Annotated in this window: 20 protein-coding genes and 1 pseudogene; 14 read left to right on the top strand and 7 right to left on the bottom strand. The window is 69.9% G+C overall.

Translation table 11 applies throughout. The features are described from left to right. Positions 1–4: 4 nt before the first annotated feature. The gene (locus tag O6P37_RS27010) at positions 5–844 is read right to left on the bottom strand and encodes an ESX secretion-associated protein EspG (protein WP_269896968.1); all 840 of its coding nucleotides are present in this window, start codon (positions 842–844) and stop codon (positions 5–7) included. 589 nt (positions 845–1,433) lie between these two features. On the opposite strand from O6P37_RS27010, the gene O6P37_RS27005 reads away from it, so the two are divergent. Both O6P37_RS27005 and O6P37_RS27000 read left to right on the top strand, forming a co-directional pair. After that, entirely contained in the window at positions 1,434–2,939 is a 1,506-nt protein-coding gene (locus O6P37_RS27005; RefSeq protein ID WP_269896967.1) for a MinD/ParA family ATP-binding protein, read from the top strand. A gap of 208 nt (positions 2,940–3,147) precedes the next feature. After that, the gene (locus O6P37_RS27000; protein WP_269896966.1) at positions 3,148–4,173 is read left to right on the top strand and encodes an MPT63 family protein; all 1,026 of its coding nucleotides are present in this window, start codon (positions 3,148–3,150) and stop codon (positions 4,171–4,173) included. Between the two features lie 61 nt (positions 4,174–4,234). Here O6P37_RS27000 and O6P37_RS26995 read toward each other — a convergent pair whose 3' ends face one another. Both O6P37_RS26995 and O6P37_RS26990 read right to left on the bottom strand, forming a co-directional pair. Next, positions 4,235–5,464, bottom strand: a complete 1,230-nt coding sequence (locus tag O6P37_RS26995) for a chromosomal replication initiator protein DnaA (RefSeq protein ID WP_269896965.1) — start codon at positions 5,462–5,464, stop codon at positions 4,235–4,237. A gap of 179 nt (positions 5,465–5,643) precedes the next feature. Further along, positions 5,644–6,390 (bottom strand): helix-turn-helix domain-containing protein, encoded by a 747-nt coding sequence (locus O6P37_RS26990; protein ID WP_269896964.1) that lies wholly within the window; start codon positions 6,388–6,390, stop codon positions 5,644–5,646. A gap of 353 nt (positions 6,391–6,743) precedes the next feature. Between O6P37_RS26990 and O6P37_RS26985 the strand changes: the two genes are divergently transcribed. After that, positions 6,744–7,037 (top strand): WhiB family transcriptional regulator, encoded by a 294-nt coding sequence (locus O6P37_RS26985; protein WP_264014862.1) that lies wholly within the window; start codon positions 6,744–6,746, stop codon positions 7,035–7,037. Between the two features lie 199 nt (positions 7,038–7,236). Here the strand turns inward: O6P37_RS26985 and O6P37_RS26980 are convergent, their stop codons facing one another. Continuing rightward, the gene (locus O6P37_RS26980) at positions 7,237–7,518 is read right to left on the bottom strand and encodes a DivIVA domain-containing protein (RefSeq protein ID WP_264014863.1); all 282 of its coding nucleotides are present in this window, start codon (positions 7,516–7,518) and stop codon (positions 7,237–7,239) included. A 97-nt stretch (positions 7,519–7,615) separates the two neighbouring features. Here O6P37_RS26980 and O6P37_RS26975 point away from each other — a divergent pair, with 97 nt between their 5' ends. The 4 genes from O6P37_RS26975 to O6P37_RS26960 are packed head-to-tail and all read left to right on the top strand — an operon-like array spanning position 7,616 to position 10,214. After that, positions 7,616–8,041, top strand: coding sequence for an EVE domain-containing protein (locus tag O6P37_RS26975; RefSeq protein ID WP_269896963.1), 426 nt, complete (start codon positions 7,616–7,618; stop codon positions 8,039–8,041). Between the two features lie 9 nt (positions 8,042–8,050). Then, positions 8,051–9,013: a pirin family protein gene (locus tag O6P37_RS26970; RefSeq protein ID WP_269896962.1), complete on the top strand. Its 963-nt coding sequence runs from the start codon at positions 8,051–8,053 to the stop codon at positions 9,011–9,013. 22 nt (positions 9,014–9,035) lie between these two features. Then, complete coding sequence (locus tag O6P37_RS26965; protein ID WP_269896961.1) at positions 9,036–9,368, top strand: GNAT family N-acetyltransferase; 333 nt, start codon at positions 9,036–9,038, stop codon at positions 9,366–9,368. 24 nt (positions 9,369–9,392) lie between these two features. Beyond that, positions 9,393–10,214 (top strand): acyl-CoA thioesterase domain-containing protein, encoded by an 822-nt coding sequence (locus O6P37_RS26960; protein ID WP_269896960.1) that lies wholly within the window; start codon positions 9,393–9,395, stop codon positions 10,212–10,214. A 6-nt stretch (positions 10,215–10,220) separates the two neighbouring features. Here O6P37_RS26960 and O6P37_RS26955 read toward each other — a convergent pair whose 3' ends face one another. Further along, entirely contained in the window at positions 10,221–10,730 is a 510-nt protein-coding gene (locus O6P37_RS26955) for a pyridoxamine 5'-phosphate oxidase family protein (RefSeq protein ID WP_269896959.1), read from the bottom strand. A 12-nt stretch (positions 10,731–10,742) separates the two neighbouring features. Beyond that, positions 10,743–12,906 (bottom strand): annotated as a pseudogene (locus tag O6P37_RS26950) (molybdopterin-dependent oxidoreductase). A 141-nt stretch (positions 12,907–13,047) separates the two neighbouring features. On the opposite strand from O6P37_RS26950, the gene O6P37_RS26945 reads away from it, so the two are divergent. Genes O6P37_RS26945 through O6P37_RS26930 form a run of 4 tightly spaced genes read left to right on the top strand, consistent with a single transcriptional unit; the run spans position 13,048 to position 18,210 of the window. Beyond that, entirely contained in the window at positions 13,048–13,653 is a 606-nt protein-coding gene (locus O6P37_RS26945) for a TetR/AcrR family transcriptional regulator (protein WP_269897055.1), read from the top strand. Positions 13,654–13,701: 48 nt separating this feature from the next. Further along, entirely contained in the window at positions 13,702–14,931 is a 1,230-nt protein-coding gene (locus O6P37_RS26940; protein ID WP_269896958.1) for a DUF7373 family lipoprotein, read from the top strand. 5 nt (positions 14,932–14,936) lie between these two features. Continuing rightward, positions 14,937–16,163, top strand: coding sequence for a DUF7373 family lipoprotein (locus O6P37_RS26935; protein ID WP_269896957.1), 1,227 nt, complete (start codon positions 14,937–14,939; stop codon positions 16,161–16,163). Positions 16,164–16,197: 34 nt separating this feature from the next. Continuing rightward, a complete protein-coding gene (locus O6P37_RS26930; RefSeq protein WP_269896956.1) occupies positions 16,198–18,210 on the top strand; it encodes a serine/threonine-protein kinase in 2,013 nt (670 codons plus the stop codon). 34 nt (positions 18,211–18,244) lie between these two features. On the opposite strand, the gene O6P37_RS26925 is transcribed toward O6P37_RS26930, so the two are convergent. Continuing rightward, positions 18,245–19,276 carry a sensor domain-containing protein gene (locus O6P37_RS26925; protein WP_269896955.1) on the bottom strand — a complete coding sequence of 344 codons (1,032 nt, stop codon included), beginning with the start codon at positions 19,274–19,276 and terminating at the stop codon, positions 18,245–18,247. Between the two features lie 389 nt (positions 19,277–19,665). On the opposite strand from O6P37_RS26925, the gene O6P37_RS26920 reads away from it, so the two are divergent. From O6P37_RS26920 to O6P37_RS26910, 3 genes are all read left to right on the top strand, one after another. After that, positions 19,666–20,769 (top strand): FHA domain-containing protein, encoded by a 1,104-nt coding sequence (locus O6P37_RS26920; protein WP_269896954.1) that lies wholly within the window; start codon positions 19,666–19,668, stop codon positions 20,767–20,769. Position 20,770: 1 nt separating this feature from the next. Next, positions 20,771–22,249 carry a neutral zinc metallopeptidase gene (locus O6P37_RS26915; RefSeq protein WP_269896953.1) on the top strand — a complete coding sequence of 493 codons (1,479 nt, stop codon included), beginning with the start codon at positions 20,771–20,773 and terminating at the stop codon, positions 22,247–22,249. Between the two features lie 42 nt (positions 22,250–22,291). Beyond that, a partial coding sequence (locus tag O6P37_RS26910) for an FHA domain-containing protein (protein WP_269896952.1) occupies positions 22,292–22,736 on the top strand: 445 nt, incomplete at its 3' end.

Raw genomic sequence — 22,736 nt, 5'->3', positions numbered from 1 at the left:
TTCCTCAATCTGCGAACGGGCTGTCCGGATCGGTCTTCTCGAACCAGCCGCCCGATGGCAGGAACTCCACGAGACCGTCCAGTGCGCGCTGCAGGTTGTCCTGGGTGCCGGGCAGGAAGCTGCCGTAGAGCTCGCCGTTGACGCGGCGGGGAATCGACACGATGCGACCCTGCCGCGAGTCGAGCACTCCGGCGGCGACGTCAGCCGTGGTGGTGGTGCCGCCGGGATGGCGCTCGGTGGCCGTGAGCTCCACCCAGCTGGCCGGTTCGTTGATGATCTCGGCGTAGACGCGGGCCGACGGCACCGGTACGCCGAGCGCCGTCAGCGCTTCGGCGGTGCGGCATTCGGCGAGCCTGGCCGCCACGCCGGTGAGCGGTTCCACGTGCGCGGCCTGTGCGCCACCGAGCACAGCGGTCACCATCCCGGCGAGGCCGACCTGGGGCGCGATGCGCTGCAGGACCAGCATCTCGTCATCGCGGGCGGCGACCACGTGGCGTTCGCCCTTGCGCACCACGACGAAGCGGACCATCTTGCCGCCGAGATCGCGGCGCCACCAGCGGCCCTCGAGGACGCGGTCGGGCCTGCTCAGCGTGTCGACCATCGCGGCGACCTCGGGATGCGGCTGGCCGTAGATATCGAGCACGCCCTGGGCGGTGAGGTCGCGCGCGACCTGCTCCCAGACGATCTCGCGAAGATCAGGTTGCGGGATGTTGAGCCGGATGCCGAGTGCCACCGGGAAGTCGACGAGGTTGAGCCGGTCGGCGATGACCAGCATTCCGTCGATCGTCACCTCCACGCCGACGACGTCGTCGATGTGGGTGGTGCTCGTGCCTGCCGCCGTCATCGCAGCGACCCCACGAGTTCGCCGCCGCGACCACCTGCCGGACGCGCGATCCGGGCCGCATCGACGCTCACGTGCGGTCCGACCGCGGTGTTCGGCGACTCCGCAATTCGTGCCTCGCCACGAGCGGCGACATCGCAGACTTTGCCAGAGACGCCAAAAGCGGCATGCGTACCCATAACACCCGACCCCCTTTACCGCATGCGAGCGTACCAGCGAAATCGACACCGCCAACGCACTAATTCACAGGGCGTGAACCCGGTCCGTCAATTTGATCGGCAATGCTACAGCAATGGTCCTGACCACGCGGTTCTGCCGTTCAGACGGAATAGACACATGCGTCAGCGAACGTTTGATGGAAGCCGGACGGTCTCGGAGGGCGCCGCTCGCGCAGCAGATCGGCACAGCGCCAGGATCCTTGGCCGCCGTCGGCGGCCGCTCCCACCGACGGCCCGTACTGCAAAAAAACATGCCAAATGGCTGTATTTGCTGGCCCACGCGCCTCCCCAGCCACCGCGGAAGGGGGCGCGGGTAGTTGATACTGGAAACCGGCCGACAACCGCGTCGTTGAAGTTCCGGAGGAGTAATTGCAGTGACCGACCGCGATGACGCACTGCGGCGAGAACTCGGCTGGACGGGTTCGGAGGAGACCGACTACGAGCCCGACACCGGGCCGACCGGACCCAGGATTCCTCCTCCTCCGCCGGCCTCCCGCCGGCCACCCGTCGACTACCTCCCGCCCAGGGACAACCCGCGGCCGGCCACTCCGGATCAGCCCCCGCCGCGCGTGGCCGACGAGGCGCCGTCGTCGACCGACTCCGACGACACCCCGCCCGAACCGATGCGGGAACCCGACCGTCCCCGCACGAGCTTCCGCGAACCGCAGGCCCCCGCCCCGCCACCGAGCCACGACATCCGCCCGCCCGCTCCGCAGCGACCCGAACCCGGCTGGGGTCCGCCGCCTCCGGGTCCGAACTGGCAGCAACCGCGCCCGCCCGCACTCGCGCCACCACCTCCCGGCCAACCCGCGCCACCGCCGCCGGGTCAACCCGGGCCACCACCACCGCCGGGTCAGCCGGGAGCGGCGCCGCGTCCGTGGCCGGCCGCCGCCTACGGTCCGGACGCCCGCATCTCGGCGCCGCCGCCGAGCGGGTCCTACGCCGACCGCATCCGGGTCAACGACCTGGTGCCTGCCCGCCGGACACCTCCGCAACGCGGCTGGCGGCGGCTCGTCTACCGCGCGAGTTTCGGCGCGATCAACCCCGGTCCCTCGGCCGACGAACTGCGTCAGGCCGAACTCGAGGCGAAGATCCGGGGAGCGCTGCGCGGCCACTACAAGGTCGGCGTGATGGGCAAGGGCGGCGTGGGCAAGACGACGGTGTCGGCGAGCATCGGGTCGATCTTCGCCGAACTCCGCCAGGACGACCGCGTGGTGGCCATCGACGCCGACACGGCGTTCGGGAAACTGGGCAGCCGGGTCGACCCGAAGGCGCAGGGCTCGTACTGGGAACTGGCCAGTGACCAGCACCTGGACTCGTTCGCCGACGTCCGCACCAGGGTCGGCAACAACGCCGCTGGTCTGTTCGTCCTGGCCGGTGAGGCCACCCCCGCCCGCCGCCGGGTGCTCGACCCTGCGATCTACCGCGAGGCCACCTCGCGGTTGGACCGGTACTTCTCGATCTCCGTCGTCGACTGCAGTTCCACGATGGACTCCCCGGTGACGCAGGAGGTACTGCGTGACCTCGACGCGCTGATCGTGGTGTCCTCGCCCTGGGTCGACGGCGCCGCCGCCGCGGGGCAGACGATGGACTGGCTGGCCAACCGCGGGCTGACGGGTCTGCTGCAGCGCACGGTCGTGGTGCTCAACGACTCCGACGGCCATGCCGACAAACGCACCCGGTCGATCCTGGCCCAGCAGTTCGCCGGCCAGGGCCAGGCGGTGGTCGAGGTGCCGTTCGACGGACACCTGCGGCCGGGCGGCGTCATCGACCGCACCACCGAGATGTCCCAGGCGACCCGCCGGCGCTTCCTGGAGATCGCCGCCATCCTCGCCTCGCACTTTCCGACTCACGACGATCGCATCCGCGATCGCGGCTGAGCTCGTTCGCCAGCAAGCATCGACGACCGCCTAAAGCGGTGGTGACGAGGCGTCTTGGCGGTGCTTCGCACGTGACGGACCGATCCCGTTGGCGCACCGTTCACGACAGGCGGGGATGATCTTGTGCCTGACGACCTGCTAACTTCGAATCTGTGACCTCCCTAAGACCGGGGGAGTCGGCAGTCGGACGACTCAGGAGCGAACAACCTTGAAGATCACAATCATCACCAATGCACTGGCCGCAGCAACCTTCGCTGCGGGAGCCGCAGGCGTCATCGCGGCGCCGATCGCGGGCGCGGACACCGCCGGTGTCACCACCCAGGACCTGGGCAGCCAGGCAGAACTGCGCGACGGGAACGTCGTCCAGCAGTGGACGGTGACAGGCCTCAAGCCCAGCTCGGACACCATTCCCTACCAGGTGCGCGGCACGCTGTGGGAAGCCACCGCGACCGACAAGGCCGTGGCGGGATCGGCGACGCCGATCGTGTCCAACTTCAACGCCCGCGCCGCGGACGGCCAGAACTACCGCGCGCTGTTCCAGGTGGCCACACCGCAGGGTGTCAATCCGGCAACCATCGCGCAGGGTCAGGAGACCAGCGGCAAGATCTACTTCGACGTGACCGGCCCCGCGCCGGACACCGTCGTCTACAACGCCGGCGGGCGTGACGTCCTGGCGTGGGACGAGCCGCCGGCCGCGCCGCAGACGGCTCCGGGCACCTCGAACTACCCCTCGGGTAGCTCGGCCGCTCCTGCAGAGGTGGCCGACGAGGCGCCTGCCACGGCGGAGGACGAGCTGACGCCCGCTCCGGCGAGCAACGAAACCGATCCCGCCGCGCCCGGCGCACAGGGCACCCCTGTCGCCGTCGGACCTGACGGTGTTCCGCTGCCGGAAGGCAGTGCGGGCACGCCGCTGCCCGAGGGCGCCCCGGTCCCCGCGGGAACCCAGCCGGTTCCCGCAGGCAGCGCAGGTACGCCGTTGCCTGCGGGCGCGCCGGCTCCCGCCGGAACTCCGGCCGCACCGGGCGCTCCGGCACCGGCCGCACCCGGCGCACCCGTCCCGGCGGCGCCCGCCGAACCGGGCGCTCCCGCGGCCCCGGCGCCGATCCCGGCCGGCTCGCAGGTGGCCCCGCCGGCAGGCAGCGAGGGAACTCCGCTTCCGGGTGAGGGCGTCGTGCCTCCGCCGGTCGTGGTCCCCGGTGCTGTCCCGGCCAGCAATCAGGGCGCTGCGTCCTGACGTAGCTCCAATGCATGAGGGCGGCCGCACTGCGGCCGCCCTCATCGCTTCTCGGTGCGGTTCAGGAGTGGGCGGCCCACCAGGCGTAGAGCTCATCGAAGGTGGGCCCGCCCGGCGCGGCTTCCACTGTGCCGATGAACATCTCGTCGACGTCGGTCCAGCTGACAGTGGGCCGGTTCTGGTCCAGCGCACACAGCAGCGTTCCGCTGACCTTGTCCGGAGTCGCGTTGCGCCGCCACGGACCCGGAGACTGGATCCGGCCCGGACAGACCACCACCTGCGACGAGGCGACGAGCGATTCGAAGGCGTCGTCGAGAGCGGCCCGGTCGGGATACAGCGTGTAGGTCGACGTGTCAGGACCACCCGGATCGGTGTTCTTCGCGCACGAGACCCGGGCCACCGCTTCACCGGAGGCGTCCGAGGGCTCGCAGGCCTGCGGCGCGTAGCCGCGGGGCACCGCCCGCAGCAACCGGTCCTGGGCCTCGGTGTCGACCGGTGCCGGCTCGGAGGTGGTGGTCGCCGTCGTGTCGGCCGCCGGCGACGGCTTCAACAGCCACATCGCCACGACGACCACCAGGACGAGCGCAACCAGCGCGCCACCGCCGATGAGCAGCACGCGCAACGGTATGGCGTGGCCCGTCGGACGCGGAACCACCGGTGGCGGCGCGTTGTACAGACCGGACCACTGACCCTCGGTGGCGGCATATTCGGGCGGCGGTCCGGCGGCGGGCTCCGCGCCGGGTGCACCCGCTGTCTCCCAACGGCTTTCGAGGCGCTGATCGTGTCCGGCCCCCACTGTCGGCTGGACCACGGGGTCGCGCGGTGGCTCCCACCTCGGCGCCTCGGCCGGCGGTTCGACGTGCGCCATCGGCTGGATCACCGGATCGCTCGGCGATTCCCACGCATCGCCCGCGAACGTCGGCACCGCAGCGGTGCGGTCCTCGGCGTCGGACCCCGGCTGCCGATCCACCGTTTCCAGTTCGATCGCGTCGGCGTCCGCGGGCGTCTCCCAGGCATCGGTCGTCGGGGGCTCATCCTCGGCGGTGAGGGCCGGTGACCTCTCGCCGCCGAGGTTCCAGTCCGGGTCGAATGCCGGCACCGGGAACGGCGGTTCCGCTGCCCCGGCCTGACTGACGCGGGCACCGGCCGGCGTCTCCCACCCACCTTCGAACGGCTGTGGATCCGGCGCCGACACATCATCCGGTTCGTCGAATCGCGGCGGCGACTCGCCCGGTGGCACGGTCTGCGACTCCCACGGATCCGACGCCGGAGGCGGTGGAGGCCACGTCATTCCGGCACCTCGGCCCGGCTCGTCTTCACTTCACAACCCCCCATGATTGACCCCGGTCGGGTCGGGAAACGTGCGGGCATGTGTCTCGGTCGGCTGAACTCGCAGACCAAGACTAGTGGGCGGTCACCCCGACGGCGCGATCTCTGCGGGCCGCCCCGCTGGTCGATGCATCCGGAACCTCAATCGAGCTGTTCGATCAGTTGCTCGATGGCGGACACCGCCGAACCCGGCACCGGCTCCTCGGCCTCGGCACGCACGATGTCGGCCTCGGTGACCCCGGCCGCCTGTGCGGTCTCGCCGATCGTCAGGTTGGCGCGGCGCCGCACGGCGTAGAGCCGCTGGCCCAGGGTGGCGTTCGGCGCGGTGGCGCCGAGCATCGTGAGGTCGTCGATACGACCGCGGACCGAGCTCAGCGCCTTGATCAACGCCGGGGTCACCCTGCTGATCCGTGCCGCGCGGGCCGCGACCGCCTCCAACTGCCGCAGGTCCGCGAGGATGGCCGACACCCGGGGTGTGAACTGGGGATCGTCGACCGGAGGCAGCGCGTCCGCGGCCGAGGCCAGCGTGTGCACCGCCGTCACGACGGCCTGGGCGACGAGCGGGACCTCGTCCCCGGTGGTGACGACCGTCGTGGTGGTCTCGGCTCCCTCCTCGCCGGGCACCGGAGCCTGCCCGTCTCGGAGTCGAGCAATGGTCCCCGGTGGCCACCGCAGGACCTCCTCGAGCTTTGCCCGGGTTCGCTCCCGCGGCCAGCTGCGGCCCTTCTCGAACGCGATGAGCGCGCCGGCGTTGATGATGCCGTCGGCGGCGAGGCTGCGCTGACTGATGTCGAGCTCTCGCCGTCGTGCGGCGGCGGCAGCGCCGGCCCGGACCATCCCTGGATCGACCGCACCGGTTGCCTCGTCGATCGGCTCCGCGTTGGTCATTGGACGGCGTATTCCTCGCTGGGGTGGGCGGCGGCTCCGACGCCGCAATACTAGCCGTCACCGTAGCGCGCGCTACGACTCGGGTCGCGTACTGCGGTTCACAGCCGTTTCAAAGCTACACCTGCGGGCCGTCACGGCCAAGCACATCGCTACGGTTCGACACCCGACCTCCTCGGTTCACCCGTCGCTGAATGTTGAAAAGGCCAGTTCAGCGTGCTTCCGCTGGCGTCCCGTAGCGATACGTCGCACCGCTTCGGTATTGCGTTCGATCAAACTGTTGCATCGCTACGGTTATTGCTATACATTTCTCCCATGCGGTGCAGAACCGCCGAGTAGCAGAGGAGCCGAACCCCATGAGCAATGTGACCTTCCTGGAGATCCCGGTCGGAGCCTGCACCCGCGATCCCGAGCGGTGGACCACCACGGCCGACGAGGACGCCAAGGCGATCTGCCGCGGGTGCCCCCGCCGATGGATGTGCGCCCGCGACGCCGTCGAACTGCCCAAGGCCGAGGGCCTCTGGGCCGGCATCGTCATCCCGGAAGCCGGCCGCGGCCGCACCTTCGCGCTTCGCCAGCTTCGTTCGCTGGCCGAGCGCAACGGTTACCCGGTGCGGGCCGTGCGCCGGTACTACCCCGAGTCGGCGTAGCCGCCTCGCACGTCTGCCCTCTTGCCGCCGCGTCGAGGGGACGGCGGCAGGAGGGCAGAATGCTGTCCCCGGAATAGCGCGGGCACAGCGACGGTTACATCTTCCGACGGTGCCGGGCATGCCCCGGGCTCCACCCCTTCAGTCGCTACGAGCGACCACTCGCCGAGAGGCGCCATGGCGGCACCGTCCCAAACTTCGACTATGGCCGGTCCTCGAGACCGGCCATCGTCGTCAGTAGCGCCGCCACGAAGGCGTCGACCTCGCCCTCGTCATAGCCGCGACGCCCCAACGGCGCCTTGGGGAATCGAACGCCCCGCACGTCGTCGGCCGTGAGATGGCCGCGGCCGTCGAGGCGCCGGGCCACCAGCTGCAGCAGGTCGTTGACCGACTTCGGGTCGTAACCCCGCCGGTTCCACTGGCATTTCCCGAAGGTCGCACTGCGGACCTGGTCGGCGGTAAGCGCGCCGGCGGCTCGGCTCATGCCCGGAATGGTAGGCGCACACACCTCGACGGAAGTTATCCACAGGCCGTTCGCCGCACCGTCGTCATCGTCGGACCCGGGACCTAGCGTGCGATGCATGACCAACTGGATCAACACCGTCAGCCGCGACCACGTCCAGCGTGGCGTCCGCGGCCGCTTCACGCAGGCCAACCACGGCAAGCCACACGCACTGCGCAGGATGGCGCGCGGCGATTGGATCGTCTTCTACTCACCGCGCACGTCCCACCCCGACGGCGAATCGCTGCAGGCGTTCACGGCCATCGGGCAGGTGGTCGACGACGAGCCCTACCAGGCCGAACTGTCCGCTGATCAGCAGCCGTGGCGCCGCAACGTCGACTTCCTCGAGTGCGCCGAGACGCCGATCCGCCCGTTGATCGAGCACCTCGACTTCATCGAGAACAAGCAGCGCTGGGGCTACAAGTTCCGGTTCGGCGTCTTCACGATCGGCGACCACGATCTCGACGTCATCCGCGCCGCGATGGCCGGTGCGTCCGTTCCGTAGATTGGCACGGTGAGCAACACCGACCCGGCGCCCGCCGAGGTCGTCTGCGGCGCTGCACCGTTCGCCGGTGTGCTGCATCCCCGCGATGTGCCACTCGGCGGGCCGCGCGCCATCCACGTTCGCCGCACACTGCCGCAGCGTGACCGGTCGCTGATCGGCGCCTGGTGCTTCGCCGACCACTACGGGCCGCACGACGTGTCCCGCGGGGGCGGCATGGACGTTCCGCCGCATCCCCACACCGGCCTGCAGACGGTCAGCTGGCTGTTCAGCGGCGAGGTCGAGCACCGTGACAGCGCCGGCGTGCACGCCATGGTCCGGCCCGGCGAGCTCAATCTGATGACCGCGGGCGCAGGCATCTGCCACTCGGAGGTGTCCACTCCCGCGACCACCGTCCTGCACGGCGTGCAGCTCTGGGTCGCCCTGCCCGAGGCCGACCGCGACACCGGCCGGGACTTCGCCCATCACGTTCCGAGTCCCCGCACCACCGCCGGCGTCACCTTGCGGGTGTTCCTCGGCGAGGTCGAGGGCGCGCGCTCACCGGTGGCGACCTTCACACCGTTGCTCGGCGCCCAGCTCGACCTGCAACCGGGAGCGTCGGTTGCACTCGAGGTGGACGCCGGGTTCGAGCACGGCGTCCTCCTCGACCAGGGTGATGTGGAGGCGGCGGGCGTCCGACTCGACGTCGCCGAGCTGGCGTTCCAGCCCGCCGGGCGGCACGACCTGGGCATCGTCAATCGTGGCGACGGTCCCGCACGGATGATCCTGCTGGGTGGTCCACCTTTCGGCGAGGAGCTGCTGATGTGGTGGAACTTCGTCGGCCGCAGCCATGCCGACATCGCCGCCTACCGTGAGGCGTGGGAGGCGGGGTCCGACCGCTTCGGGACGGTGAGCGGCTACCGCGGCCGGGTATCCCGACTTCCGGCGCCGCCGATGCCCAACGGGACCCTGCGGCCCCGACGCAACCCCAGATGACAACCGAGAACAAGGAGACACCGTGACCGCTGACAAGACCGGGGCACCCACCGACGTCGCTGCCGAGGACGGCAAGTTCACCATCGCGGTGGAGGGTCGCACCGTCGGGTTGGCGGAGTACGCCGACCGCGACAAGCAGCGCGTCTTCACCCACACCGAGGTGGACGGCGAGTTCGAAGGACGCGGGCTGGCCACGATTCTGGTCGCCGAGGCGCTGCGCCGGACGCGTGACGACGGGATGCGGATCGTCGCGGTGTGCAAACTCGTCGCCAACTACGTCGAGAAGCACGACGAGTTCTCCGACGTGGTCGATCCGGTCGACAGGGATGTCAAACGCTGGCTGTCCGGCCGGTGAGCGCGGCCCGCTAGGGTCGGCGCGGTGACATCACAGAGCCGCGCCGGGTCCGCCTACTTCCAGCGCGACGGCGACGCCTTCGTCCCCACCTCGTCCGCCCGCGGTCCCTGGGGTGAGTCGGTGAGCGGCAACTTCGTCGGAGGTCTGCTCGGGCATCTCGTCGACGCCGACCGGGGCGACGACACCGATATGCACCCGGCGCGCCTCACCGTCGACCTGTTGCGGCCGGTCGCGATGGCGCCAGTGCGGGGGCGCACCCGGCTCGTCCGCCGGGGCCGGCGGCTGCACCTCGTCGATGCCGAGCTGCTGCAGGACGACACCGTGGTGGCGCGCGCAAGTGCGCTGCTGCTGCGCCGCGGCCCGCAGCCCGACGACGACGCCTGGACAACCCCGATCGCCATGCCGCCGATCCCGCCCGATCCCGCCGACGTCGATGGCCGCACCATGCTGCTGTGGGTCTTCGGCGCCGGAGCCGAACACAGGGGTCCCAGTACCGATCTGAACGGCTGGCAGCACGACGGGCCGAAAGCGGTGTGGGTGCGCGACATCACCCCGCTGGTCGACGGCGTCGAGCTGACACCCTTCACCCGCGCCGCGATCGCCGGTGACTACGCCAGCTCGCTGACCAGTTTCGGCAGCACGGGGCTGCCGTTCATCAACGCCGACTACTCGATCTCACTCAGCCGGCTGCCCGACGGTCCGCACATCGGCCTGAGCGCTCTGACCCATCACAGTCACGACGGCATCGCCACGGGTGTGGCCGCCATGTTCGACCGGCTGGGCCCGATCGGCAACGCCACCACGACCGCGCTGGCGAACCCGGGTTTCGCGCCGCCTGCCCGCTAGCGCGGCTCAGGCCGAGCCCAGATACTGCGCGGTGCTGCCACCGAGCGGGATCTCGGGCATCCCGAGTTTCCGGTGGTCCCAGCTGCGGTTCCGCTCGGGCACCACGCGTACGGCGATGCGGTTGTTCATCATCTGGTCGACGAACGGTCTCATGTCGTCGCTGTACGGCCCGGTGTAGCGCTCCCACACGCTGATGCCAACGCGCAGAAGCAGATCCGGGTCGTCGTCGACGATCTCCGCGCGCCCGTCGATCGACACCCCGCGCAGGGTGTTGTAGGTGTCGCCGTCCTCGATCATCACCGTGACCGTGGGGTCGCGCCTCAGGTTGACGGCCTTCTGCGACTTGGCCTTGGTCTCGAACCAGATCTCGCCGTCGAGCACCGCGTACCACATGGCGACCAGATGTGGTCGCCCGCTGGGGAGCACCGTCGCCATGGTGGCGGTGCGACTCCGGTCGATGAACTCGGCGATCTCGGCGTCGGACATCACGATCTTGCCGCGCTCGTTCTTGCCCATCGGTAATGCCTATCAGGCGTCGGCGCGCGCGACGGTCACCGGGATGCCGTTGAGCGCACCGTTGCCCGACGGTTCGTCGAGGAAGGTCGGCGGCGACAACACGTTGGTGTTGACCCCAGGCGATCCGTTGGCCACCGACATCCGGGTGCCCGGCCTGCCGTGGCCCCAGCCGTGCGGCATCGACACCACCCCGGGCTTGATCGCGTCGGTGACCTCCACGGGTACCTCGATGCTGCCGCCGGACGAGGTGACCGCGACCCGGTCGCCGGTGCTCAGCCCGCGTCGCGTGGCGTCGTCGACGTGCATCAGCAGCGTGCAGCGGTCCCTGCCCTTCATCAGCGACGGCACGTTGTGCAACCACGAGTTGTTCGACCGCAGGTGCCTGCGGCTGACCAGCACCAGGTCGTCGGGCGCACGCTCGATCCGGCCGGCCAGCCGGGGCAGGTCGTCGAGCAGGTACTGCGGGGCGAGGCGGATCTTGGAGTCCGGCGTGCCGAGGATGGCGGGCACCTGCGGGACCATCGGACCGAAGTTGACGCCGTTCGGCGTGGTCTTGAGCCGGTCCAGCGTGAGACCGTCCGGGTCCTCACCGTAGCGGTCGCCGAACGGCCCGGTCCGCAGCGTCAGATCGAGGATGCGCTCCGGGCCGCCGTGGTCGTAGTGGCGGCGGATCTCGGCGCCGTCCAGCCCCTGGGTGAAGGCCAGGTAGTCGAAGAAGCCGTCGTCGATGGCGGCGACGTCGACGTCCTCGGCGGGTGTGCCGGTGCACAGTCCGGTCAGCCGGATGAGGATCTCCCACTCGTGCGGCCGGTCGGGGTCCTCGGGTGTGAACACCGGCGGCGAGTAGTTCGCGACGCTGTTGATGGCGAAGTTGAGGATGAGGTCATCGTGATGCGGCTGCTCCAGCGGCGACAGGCCGGGCAGGATGACGTCGGCGTGCCGGGTGGTCTCGTTAATCCACAGGTCGACGGCGATCATCGCGTCCAGCGTGGGCAGCACCTCGTCGAGGCGGTGTCCGCCGGGGGTGGACAGCACCGGGTTGCCTGCGACGGTGATCAGCGCCTTGATCTGGCCGTCACCCGGGGTGGCGATCTCCTCGGCCATGCAGGACACCGGCACCTGACCGAGTACCTCCTTGGCGCCGCGGACACGGGTGCGGTAGCGACCGAACTCGGGCAGCCCGCCCTCCAGGCCGGGCTGCGGCTGCACCGTCAGCGACCACGCCGCGGCACGCGGGAACATGGCGCCGCCCGGCACGTCGAAATGTCCGGTGAGGATGTTGACGACGTCGACCAGCCAGCTCGCCAGGCTGCCGAACTCCTGATTGCACAACCCGATTCGGCCGTACACGACAGCGCGCTCGGTGCCGGCGAGCTCGCGGGCGAGTGCCCGGATGCGCGCAGCGTCGATGCCGGTTGGGGCCGGCCACCCGCTCGGGCGACCAGTCGGCGGCGACGTCACGCAGCCGGTCGACGCCGTCGACGTGTCCCTGCATCGCACCGAGGGAGACCAGGTCCTCGGCGAACAGGGTGTGCACGACGGCCAGCAGCAACGCGGCGTCGGTGCCCGGCGTGATGGGCAACCACTCGTCGGCCCGGTCGGCCGTTGCGGTGCGGACGGGGTCGATCACCAGGACGCGACCGATCTCGCCGATGATGCCCATGACATCGGGGGCGGCCAGCAGGGATCCCTGCGACGCCGCCGGATTGGCGCCCATCACCACCAGCAGGTCCGTGCGCTCGATGTCAGGCACCGGAAAGCTCCACCAGCCGCCGTACATCAGGTGCGACGACAGGTTCTTGGGCCACTGGTCGACGGTGCCGGGCGAGTAGGTGACCGGCATTCCCGACATCCCCAGCAGCACGCCGGTGTAGCGGGCCAGCGAGAAGGAGTGTGCGAGCGGATTGCCGGTGTAGGCGGTGACCGCGCCGATGCCGTATTTCTCGATCACCGGCGCGAGCAGTTCGGTGCAGCGCCGGAATGCGGCGGCCCAGGAGACCTCGCGCCACTGCCCGTCCACCTTGATCATCGGCGCCCGGATGCGGTCCGGATCGTCGTGGACCGCGCCCAGTGTCGCGCCCTTGGGGCAGAGGTGCCCGTGGCTCCAGGTGTCGTCGCGGTTGCCCCGGATGCCTGCGACCCGGCCGTCGGTCACCTGGATCTCCAGGCCGCACATGGCTTCACACAGCGGGCAGGTGTAGAGGTGGCGGCCGTCCTGCCCGATACCTGCCAGCGGTGTGCCCAGATCGGTGGTCATCGGACCTCCTCGTGTTTGTTGTGACAGACTGTAACGACGACGGGGTGGGCGGGAGACCGAATCGTGGGAACGGCGGACGCGGCGCCGCGGCGCCGGCACGGTTCGCGACGCGATCCCGCCATCGACGCCGCGGTGCTGGCGACGACGCGCGAATTGCTGATCGCGCGGGGCTACGCGGCGACGACGATCGACCTGATCGCCGCCACGGCGGGCGTGAGCCGCCCCGCGGTGTACCGGCGCTGGAGTTCGAAGGCCGAGTTGGTGCACGAAGCGCTCTTTCCCGACCTCGGCCCCGAGCGACCCGAGGACGACTTCGCCGCCGAGATCGTCCGGCTGTGTCGCGGGGCGATGCGGATGTACGGCGACGCCGCGGTGCGCGAGGCGATTCCCGGCCTGCTCAACGATCTGAGGGCGGACCGCAAGTCGCGACGGGTGCTCAGTGACCGGCTCGAGGCGGCGGCCCGTGGTGCACTCGCCGAGCGGATCGACCAGGCGGTCCGGACGGGGGTGGCCCGCGACGCCGTAGGCGCCGACACCGTCATGGACGTGATCGCCGGCGGCGCCTGGTATGCGGTGTGTGTGCGCCGGGTTCGCGATGTGGAGACCGCGGCACGCGAACTCGCCGAACTGGTGCTGCGCGGAGTGCTCATACCCGGTCAGAGGTAGCAGCGCGTTCGCTGGCTGGTCGGTGCGATGCTGACTACTGTGTCCTGCGTGTGGGTGGGGTTGGGGTCGATCAGGGATGTCACGACGTCGACGGCCGGCGGCCTCCGTGTCGGACTCGCCGTGCTGGGGGCCGCGACGCTGCTGACCTCCTGCACCTCTGAGGTCACCGGTTCGCCGGTCACCGCAGCGGGCCCGCCGCCCGGCACCGTCGACATCGCCAGCCTCGACGTCGGCAACTACCCCACCAAACCCGCACCGCTGGGCACCGCGGGCAAACCCGAGGTGGGGGCGATCGTCGAAGCCCAGCGGATGGCCAACTACGTGATCGGCCCGTGGGAGGTGGATCCGGCCCTGGTCGTCGGCTACATCCGGCAACCCATGGTGCTCCTCCCGGGGCAGGTCTCGGTTCCCATGCTCAAGCAGGTCAACCAGGCCGCCGAGCGCTACCAGTTCGTCAACGGGTTCTTCGTCTCGCGCCGGTCGGCGGACGACAAGACGTTCCTGCACCACGCGGTGCTGCGCTTCCCCGATCCCGGAGCGGCCGCCGCAGCGACCGCCGAGATCGCACGGGTGGCCGGCGAGATCCAACTACCGATGCAGACCTCACCGGCGACGCCCCTACCGATTCCGGGGCACCCTGAGACCGTCGCCACCAGCAGCACACACAACAACGGCCCGAGATCGTGGGCCACCGTCCGATCGGCGACCCCCCGTGGGCCGTACGTGCTGCTGCAACAGGCACAGGCGGTCGACGTGGACGCAACGGCGGCTCTGGTCGCCAAGACGCTCGACCTGCAGGGCCCCCTCATCGACCAGTTCAAGGCGACGAACCCCGCTGAGTTCGCCGATCTGCCGCTGGATCCCACCGGCCTGCTGGCCAAGACGTTGCCGATCGCCCCCAAGGACGCGATCCTCACCCAGCGGACGGTCTATCAACGGCTGGGAGGACTGCAGTTTCAGAGCGATCCGGTGCTCTCCGCCACGGCGTTCACCGATGCCGGAGTCGACTTGGTGTCACGCGGCAAGACCACTGTCTATCAGGCCGCTGACGCCGCCTCGGCACGACAGCTTGCCGACGACTTCGCCGAGGAGGTCGGCGTCGGCAACAAGCCCTCCGACGGGGTGGCGCAGTTGCCCGACAGCCGCTGCTTCAGCGGTGATGCCGGTAACCACTGCATTGCCAGTGCTGATCGGTACGCGTTCGAGGTGAGCGCCACCCAGATCGCCGACGCTCACCAGCAACTCGCCGCGCAGTACGCCCTGCTGATGGCCGGATGACGCACGTGGCGCGAGCGACCGCGACCGCCAGATCGCGGCTCATATCGGTGCTGCCGGTTCTGGCGATGCTCACCGGATGTTCTGCAACGGTCACCGGCGAGGCCGGCAGGGACCCCGATGCACCGGCTTGGGTGACACTCGACGCCGGCAATTACTCCACCGCGCCCCGACCGCCACTGGGCGCCGCGGGCTCGAACGGCGCCATCATCGAAGCTCATCGGATGGCCGACGCCGTGGTCGGACCGTGGGAAGTCGACCCCACGCTGCAGAACCGCGGGACCGCTTCCACCTCCGTGTGGCGCAGTACGGAGGCCATGGGGACGTCTCTGCCGCAGAACATCTCCACGATCGCTGCAACTCGTGGTTTCCTGACCGGCTTCAGCACCGACCGCAGTTCTAACGCGGCGCCGGGCAGTCTCACCGCCCTGCAGATCGCCGTGATGCGCTTCCCGAGTGCCGAAGCCGCCACAGCCGCGGCCGCGGAGATGGCGCGCGCGCCCCAAGGGCCTCCCGGCGCCACCGACCCGCCGCCCTTGCTGCCGGTGGTCGGCCACGCCGAGTCGCTTGCCGTGCCGAGCACTGCCGGTGACGGATCGGCCACGGTCGCCGCATACACGCCGCGCGGCATGTTCGTGCTGTACACCTTCGCGCGCGCTCAGGATGGCAACGCCGACACGGTGACCCGGTTGACCACCACTGCGCTGAGCCTGCAGAAGCCGCGGCTCGACGCCTTCGAACCCACGCCTGCCGACCGATTCGCCGCCTTGCCCGTCGACCCCGACGGTGTTCAGGTGAAGACCATCCCGCCGGCGCCCGGAACCCTCATGGTCACCCACGGCTGGTGGCCTGCGCGTGGAGTGCTCCACTTCAGCGTCGACCCGCTGAGCTCGAGCGCTCTGTTCGCCGACGCGGGTGTGGTCGGCGTGGCGAACGGGCTGGTCACCGTCACCCAGACTCGGGACGCCGCGGGGAGTTCGATACTGATGAAGGGATTCGCCGACGCGGCTGCTCGCCGACCCGAACCCAGGAGCGTCGAAACCGACCCCGTTCCCGGCTTGGCGACCTCGAAGTGTTTCGACGGCGGCGAAGCCGCCTCCGGAGCACCGAAGATTGGAGCTCCTCGATTCGTATGCCGTTTCAACGTGGACCGCTATGTCGCGGAGGTCGCGTCCCAGCAGCTCCCCGACGCCCATCAGCGCGCCGCGGCGCAGTACCTGCTCCTGACAACGTGATTCGAGACGTGACCCCGGTGGATGCAGGTAAGCCATGCCGTTGAGCGAAGGGACCGTCGTCGGCGGCTACACCATCGAGTCGGTGCTCGGCGCCGGCGGGATGGGCACCGTCTACCGGGCCAAGCACCCGAGCCTGCCGCGCAGCGACGCCGTCAAGGTGCTCAGTGCCGAGATGTCGCAGGACCAGATGTTCCGTGCCCGTTTCCTGCGGGAGGCGGATATGGCCGCGACCCTGGACCACCCCAACATCGTCACGGTGTACAACCGCGGCGAAACCGACGGCCAGCTGTGGATCGCCATGCAATATGTCGCGGGAAGCGACGCCGACCGGGAGACCACTCGCGGGCGCATGACGCCCGCGCGAGCAGTGCACATCATCGGGGAGGTCGCCAAGGCGCTCGACTACGCCCACCGGCGACTGATCCTGCACCGCGACATCAAGCCCGCGAACTTCCTGATCGGCAGCAACGACGACGGAGAGGAGCGGGTCTTCCTCGCGGACTTCGGGATCGCCCGCGCCGTCGACGAGGCCGTGGGGCTCACCCAGACCGGCACGGTCATGGCGAGCGTCGCCTACGCCGCACCCGAGGCCCTCGAAGGCACCCACATCGATCACCGCACCGACATCTACGCCCTCGGATGCGCCCTCTACCGGTTGCTCACCGGCGCCACCCCGTTCTCGAGATCCGGCGGCCTGTCCGCGGTCGCGACCGCGCACCTGATTTCACCGCCACCCCGCGTCACCGACCGGATCCCGGCGCTGCCCGGGGCATTCAACGACGTCATCGCCAAGGCGATGGCCAAAGATCCCAACCAGCGCTACCAGTCGGCGCGCGAGCTGGCCCAGGCAGCGTCCGCTGCGCTGGCGGGCGGTCCGTCGCCGGGCGGCGGCACCCAACAGTGGGTTCCAGCACCACCGCCGGCCTTCGCCGGTCCACCGCCGAGGTCTGACAGCGACCCGATCACCTATCCCAGCGGCTGGCATCCGACCAACGATGCCGGGGCCGGCTTGAATCCCCCTCCCCCACAGCACCACTTCGGGCCGCCACCCGTGCTGCCGGGCCCCCCGCCTCCGGCAGCACCACAGCGGGGACGCCGAAAGTTTCTGATAGCCGGCGCAATCGCCGGGACAGTGCTCTTGGTCGCGGCGATCGCGGGCTTCTACTTCACCCGCGGACCGGGATCCGTCCCCTACGAAGCACAGACCTTCGCTCACGAGTACGGCCAGACGGAGCTGAGCGCCGCGCCCGAGGCCGTCGCCGCGATCGGCGCCGGAGACGCCGACGCCGTCCTCTCGCTGGGCGTCGAGCCGGTCGTGACATTCGCACCGAATGCCCAGTTGCCGAGCTGGGAGCGGGACAAGTTCAGTCAGTCGGCGAAGGTGCTCGGCTTCGTCGACACCGCCGCCGTGGCGGCTGCAAAGCCCGACGTCATCATCGCGACCAGTGGTGTCGACCAAGCCACCTATCAGAAGCTTACGGCGATCGCGCCCACGATCACCCAGCCCGAGTCAGCTGATTCCCAGCAGTGGACGTGGCAGGAGCAGTTGAAGTGGGTTGGCCGAATCCTCGGACTGCAGGACCGGGCCGACGAACTGCTGACCGCAGTTCGTGACCAGCGGGCCGACCTGCGCAACCAGAATCCGCAGCTCGTCGGCAAGACGGTAGAAGCGCTCAACCTCTCCGACGACGGCGTGGCCCAGGTACTGAAACCGTCGAACACGGCGGACTACCTGGACGGTCTGGGCTTGCGCTACAACGATGACCTGCTCCGCGGGCCGGGCGACACCGTCACCGCGCGTTCGATCACCGACACCAACAGGCTCTACAGCATCCGGAGCGATGTACTGGTGGTGATCCGCTCGGACAGCGCCGCCGGGGGCGGTGGCTTCGGCGGCCTCCCCAACGAATTGAACGCGTACACCGGTGATCTGATCATCGTCGACGACACGAATGTGGTAGCGGCGCTGGCGCAGCCAGGCGGTTACCTGGCCACCCAGTTCCTCGACTCGACGCTCGTCCCGGCGATGGCGCAGCGGGTCAAGTAGCCGGTCACATCCAGCGCCGCGGGCGCCCGTTCCGCTAGGCCGTGACATTGTCGGCGATCGCTCGCGCCACGGTGGCTCCCGCCACGGGATCATTCGGTCTGCACGCCCTGACGTCGACGACGACGTTGCGCCGCCACGTGATCGCCCGCTCGCACTTCAACGGCGGCCCCCCGTCGGTAGGGCGCTCCACCGCCAGGGTCAGCATGTCACCGGTGACGGCAGACGGACCAAGGACCACAGCTTCGACATCGTCGGCGGTGTTACCCCAATCGACGCTCATGGGCTTCGATTGACACTCCGCCCAGCGACCGACCTGCTGCTTGAAGAACGCCTGGGCGGCCGCCTCGTCCGGGAATGCGGCGACCCCCTGGATCACCTGGTGGAACGGCTTCGGTTCCTCGCCGACCGCCTGCGCGGCCACACCGGTGGTGGGGAACGCGAGGTAGGTCGACTTGTTCAATACCGCCCACGCGCTCAGGCAGTCCGGTGAGGTCGGCGGGGTGACCCGCCCGTTGGCCGCCAGCACAGAAATCACCCCGGAGGGCACCAGCCCCGACGTCTGCAGGAAGGTGTCGATCTCGGCCGCCGGCAGCAGGAACCCACGCAGTGCGGCGGGGTCGACATTCCCCGCGGGCGGCTGGCTCGGTGTCGTCTGCTGCGTGCCGGACGGCTTGCTCGATGTGGGTGGCGGCCAGACGTTCGTGCTGCGCGGGCCCGAGGCGGTGTCGTCATCCTCTCCGGCCGTGAACTCGTAGGCCGCGAACGCGCCGCCGGCGACGACGATGCCTGCCAGGAACGCCGCACCGATCGCCAGCCCGAGCCGACGTCCCTTCTTCTCCGGCTTCGGCGTGACGGTGATCGACTGCGGTGACGCCCCCGGCGGATACCAGCCCGGCGGCTGCTGGAACTGCTGCTGCGGCGCAGGAGGAAAAGGCTGGTGGCCCTGGGCGGCGCCGTACGGCGCCGGAGGCGGCGGCGGACCGGACGGCCGCTGACGGGCGGGCCAGTCGGCGGTGAAGTCCTCACCCTCGCGACCGCCCGTGCCGCGCGGATCCTGCGTGTTCATCTCACTCGCCCTTCCGGTGGGTTTCGGCACAGCCTTGCATCTCTTTGCTGACGCCGGTGAACGTGACCCCGAGTATGCCAGACCGCATCGGTTAGCGCTTCAGTTTCTCCGACCGCAAATTGACGGAACTGTAGCATCCGCGCTGCGGTGACCCGCTCGGGCAAACATCGCTTTCAACACATGGTGCTCTGCAAGAATGACCCTAGCCTGCGGTTATATTCCAAGAGCGTCCTCTCCACAGCGACTGTCATCGGCAGCTCCGCCGCGTGAAACTGTGCACGTAACCGAAGCGGGTGCTTCACATTGATAGATCCGGTGCTACAGTTACGTCGGCGCCGGACGAGGTGCGATGAAGATTGCGGGACACACTGACGGGGGGCGCTGGACGGATGACCGACGGCACCGGCGAACCCGACGTTCCCGCCCTGATGATCCACTGCGCTCTCGACGCGGACGCCCACACGGTGCGGCCTGACGACGGCCCGGTGACCATCGGCCGGATCCCGCCGGCCCGCATCCTGGTCAACGACCCCCGCATCTCCAGCAGGCACGCCCGCATCGACGCCCTCTCGGGCCACTGGGTGCTCACCGACCTCGGCAGCACCAACGGCACGTATGTCGACGGACACCGCATCGGCGTCACCGCGATCACCGACGGCATGACCGTGCACCTCGGCAACGCCGACGGCATCCCGGTGTCCTTCACCTCGATCGCCGACGCCGAGCCGGTCGACGACCCCGAGGACGACCCGGTGGACGCGGTGGACGAACGCCTCCTGCGTGCCGGTCAGGCCGTCGCCGAGCGGCGCCGCGAACTCGGGCTGTCGCAACGGGACCTGCTCGCCCTCGGGGTGGCGAAAAGCCAAGGGACACTGGTCAACTTCGAGAACGGCCGCACGTGGCCGCGCAAAAGCAGCCGTGCCCGCCTCGAAGAGGTACTGAAGTGGCCGCCCGGCACCATCGCCGCCATCGTGGCGGGCGAGTCCGGCGCTCAGCCCGTCGACGGCGAATCCGCGGACGACAACACCGAGGTCCTGTCCAACACCGTCGAGATGCAGCTGGTGGTCGACGCCGCAGAGATCGGCCTGCACGGGATCAACGCGCGCATCCTCACCCTCCCCGCCCTTCACGACCCCGGCTATGCCGATCAGGTCGGCGAACTGCTCAGCGAGCTGCGCAGGCTCGAGTCGATGATCAGCCGGGCCACCCTGGCGGCCACCTCGGGCGCCGACCTGGCGGTGCTGCTCAGCGAGGTCCGCCGTGCCCACACCGATCTCATGGGCCGCGCCGCCAAGGCGCCCGGCGCACCGCTGGGTCCGCGCCTCTACACCGCGCGGCACCGCAGCGAACTGCGCGTCGACGAGATCGCCGCGGCCGCAGGCGTTGACGCGCGCATCGTCACCGCGGCCGAAGCCGATCAGGCCGTCGACGCGGCGGCTGCAGCGGCACTGGAATCGGTGATCGCCACCCTCACCCGGCACTGGAGCGCCTGACATGACATCTCACCGGACGTCGAGGTCTGCCGCCACTCTCGGCGTGCTCGCCCTGTGCACCGCGGCGCTGCTCACCGGCTGCGGGAGCGGTGACACCGTCAAGGGCACGCCCGTATCGGGCCTCTTCGACCCGTTCGAGGTCGGTGGACTGCCGGTGACCGACGGCCCCAGCGACGTGCGCGACGGCGCGCCGCCGCCCGCCGGCGAGGTACGCGACACCGACGGCGGCAAGGTCGACCAGCTGATGCTGCTCACCACCAACGACGTCGCCGACTTCTGGCAACAGAACTACGGATCGCTGCCGGGCGCGTTCCGCCCCGTCCAGAACTTCCTGTCCTACGACTCCCAGAACCCGCAGTCCCCGATGGTGTGCGGGGCCAAGACCTACGAGCGGCCGAACGCGTTCTACTGCCATCGCGAGCGGTTGATCGCCTGGGACCGCGGACTTCTCGTCCCCGTCGGGGTGAAGTACTTCGGCAAGACATCGGCGGCCGGGCTGATGGCCCACGAGTACGGGCACGCCGTGCAGCGGATGGCCGGGCTGGTCAATCCGCGCACCCCGACCATCGTCTTCGAGCAGCAGGCCGACTGCTTCGCCGGCGCCTACATGCGGTGGGTCGCCGAGGACGGCTCGCCACGATTCACGCTGAGCACCGGCGACGGCCTTAACAAGATCCTCGCCGCCGTCATCGCCTCCCGTGACCCCGTCCTCACCCCCGCCGACGCCGAGATGATCGAAGAGGGGCACGGCACCGCACTGGACCGGGTCACCGCCGCCCAGATCGGCTTCGTGTCCGGCGTCTCCGCCTGCGCCGCGATCGATCTGGATGAGATCTACCAGCGCCGGGGCGACATCCCCATGGTGCTCCAGGTCGACGAGGAGACCGGGTCGGTGAACAGCGGCCAGCTGCCCATCGGCGAGGAGTCCATCGCCTCCCTGGTGGAGACGCTCGGCTTCATCTACAAGCCCGAGCAGCCGCCCGCCCTGTCCTTCGACACCGGGGCCGAATGTCCCGACGCCACGTCCGCCGCACCGGTGACCTACTGTCCTGCGACCAACACCATCACCGCCGACCTCCCGGCGCTCGAGGAGATGGGCCGGGCCGCCAACGAGGACGACGGCATGATGCTGCAGGGGGACAACACCGCGCTGTCGGCGGTGACGTCGCGCTACATGATCGCCCTGCAGCACCAGCGGGGCCTGGCCCTCGACAGCGCGACCGCCGCGATGCGCACCGCCTGCCTGACCGGCGCCGCCGACCGGGAGATGGTCGAACCGATCAGCTTGCCGTCGGGCGGGAACTTCCAGCTGACCGCGGGCGACGTCGACGAGAGCGTCTCGGGGTTGCTCACCAACGGCATCGGCGCCAGCGACGTCAACGGCAACGCGGTGCCCGCCGGCTTCACCCGAATCCTGGCCTACCGCGCCGGCCTGCAGACCAACGCCGATCGCTGCTTCGACCAGTTCGCCGACGAGTAGTCCGATGCCGCCGCCAGTGACTCCCGACCTCCGGAGGTACGCGTGACCGACAGAGCAGTGGCAGCTCCGCCGCTGACGGTGTGGCTCGGAGCGGCGATGTACACGTTCCCGGCCGGTCGGGAGGTCACCGTCGGGCGCGGCGATCAGTGCGACATCCGTGTCGACGTGCCCGAGCGACAAGCCATCTCGCGCGTCCACGCGGTGCTGCGCTTCGATGGTCAGCAGTGGGTGGCCGTCGACAACAAGAGCCGCAACGGCATCTACAGCGGCGGCGCGCGGCAGCCCCAGGTGTTCATCGACGACGACGTCGACGTGAGCCTCGGCGCCCCCGACGGGCCTCGCCTGACCTTCCGCACCGGCAGTCAGCAGCTCAACGTGATCAGCAGTCCGGTCGCGCCGGGTCCGTGGCCGTCGAGCCCGCCGCCGCCGCGACCCGCCACCGGCGCCATGCCCGCCCCGCCGCCGCACCGGCCGCCGCCACCGCCGC

Origin of the sequence: Mycobacterium hippophais, assembly GCF_027529605.1 — a bacterium.
Taxonomy (GTDB): Bacteria; Actinomycetota; Actinomycetes; order Mycobacteriales; family Mycobacteriaceae; genus Mycobacterium; species Mycobacterium arseniciresistens.
This window is presented reverse-complemented; position numbering and strand designations above follow the sequence as displayed.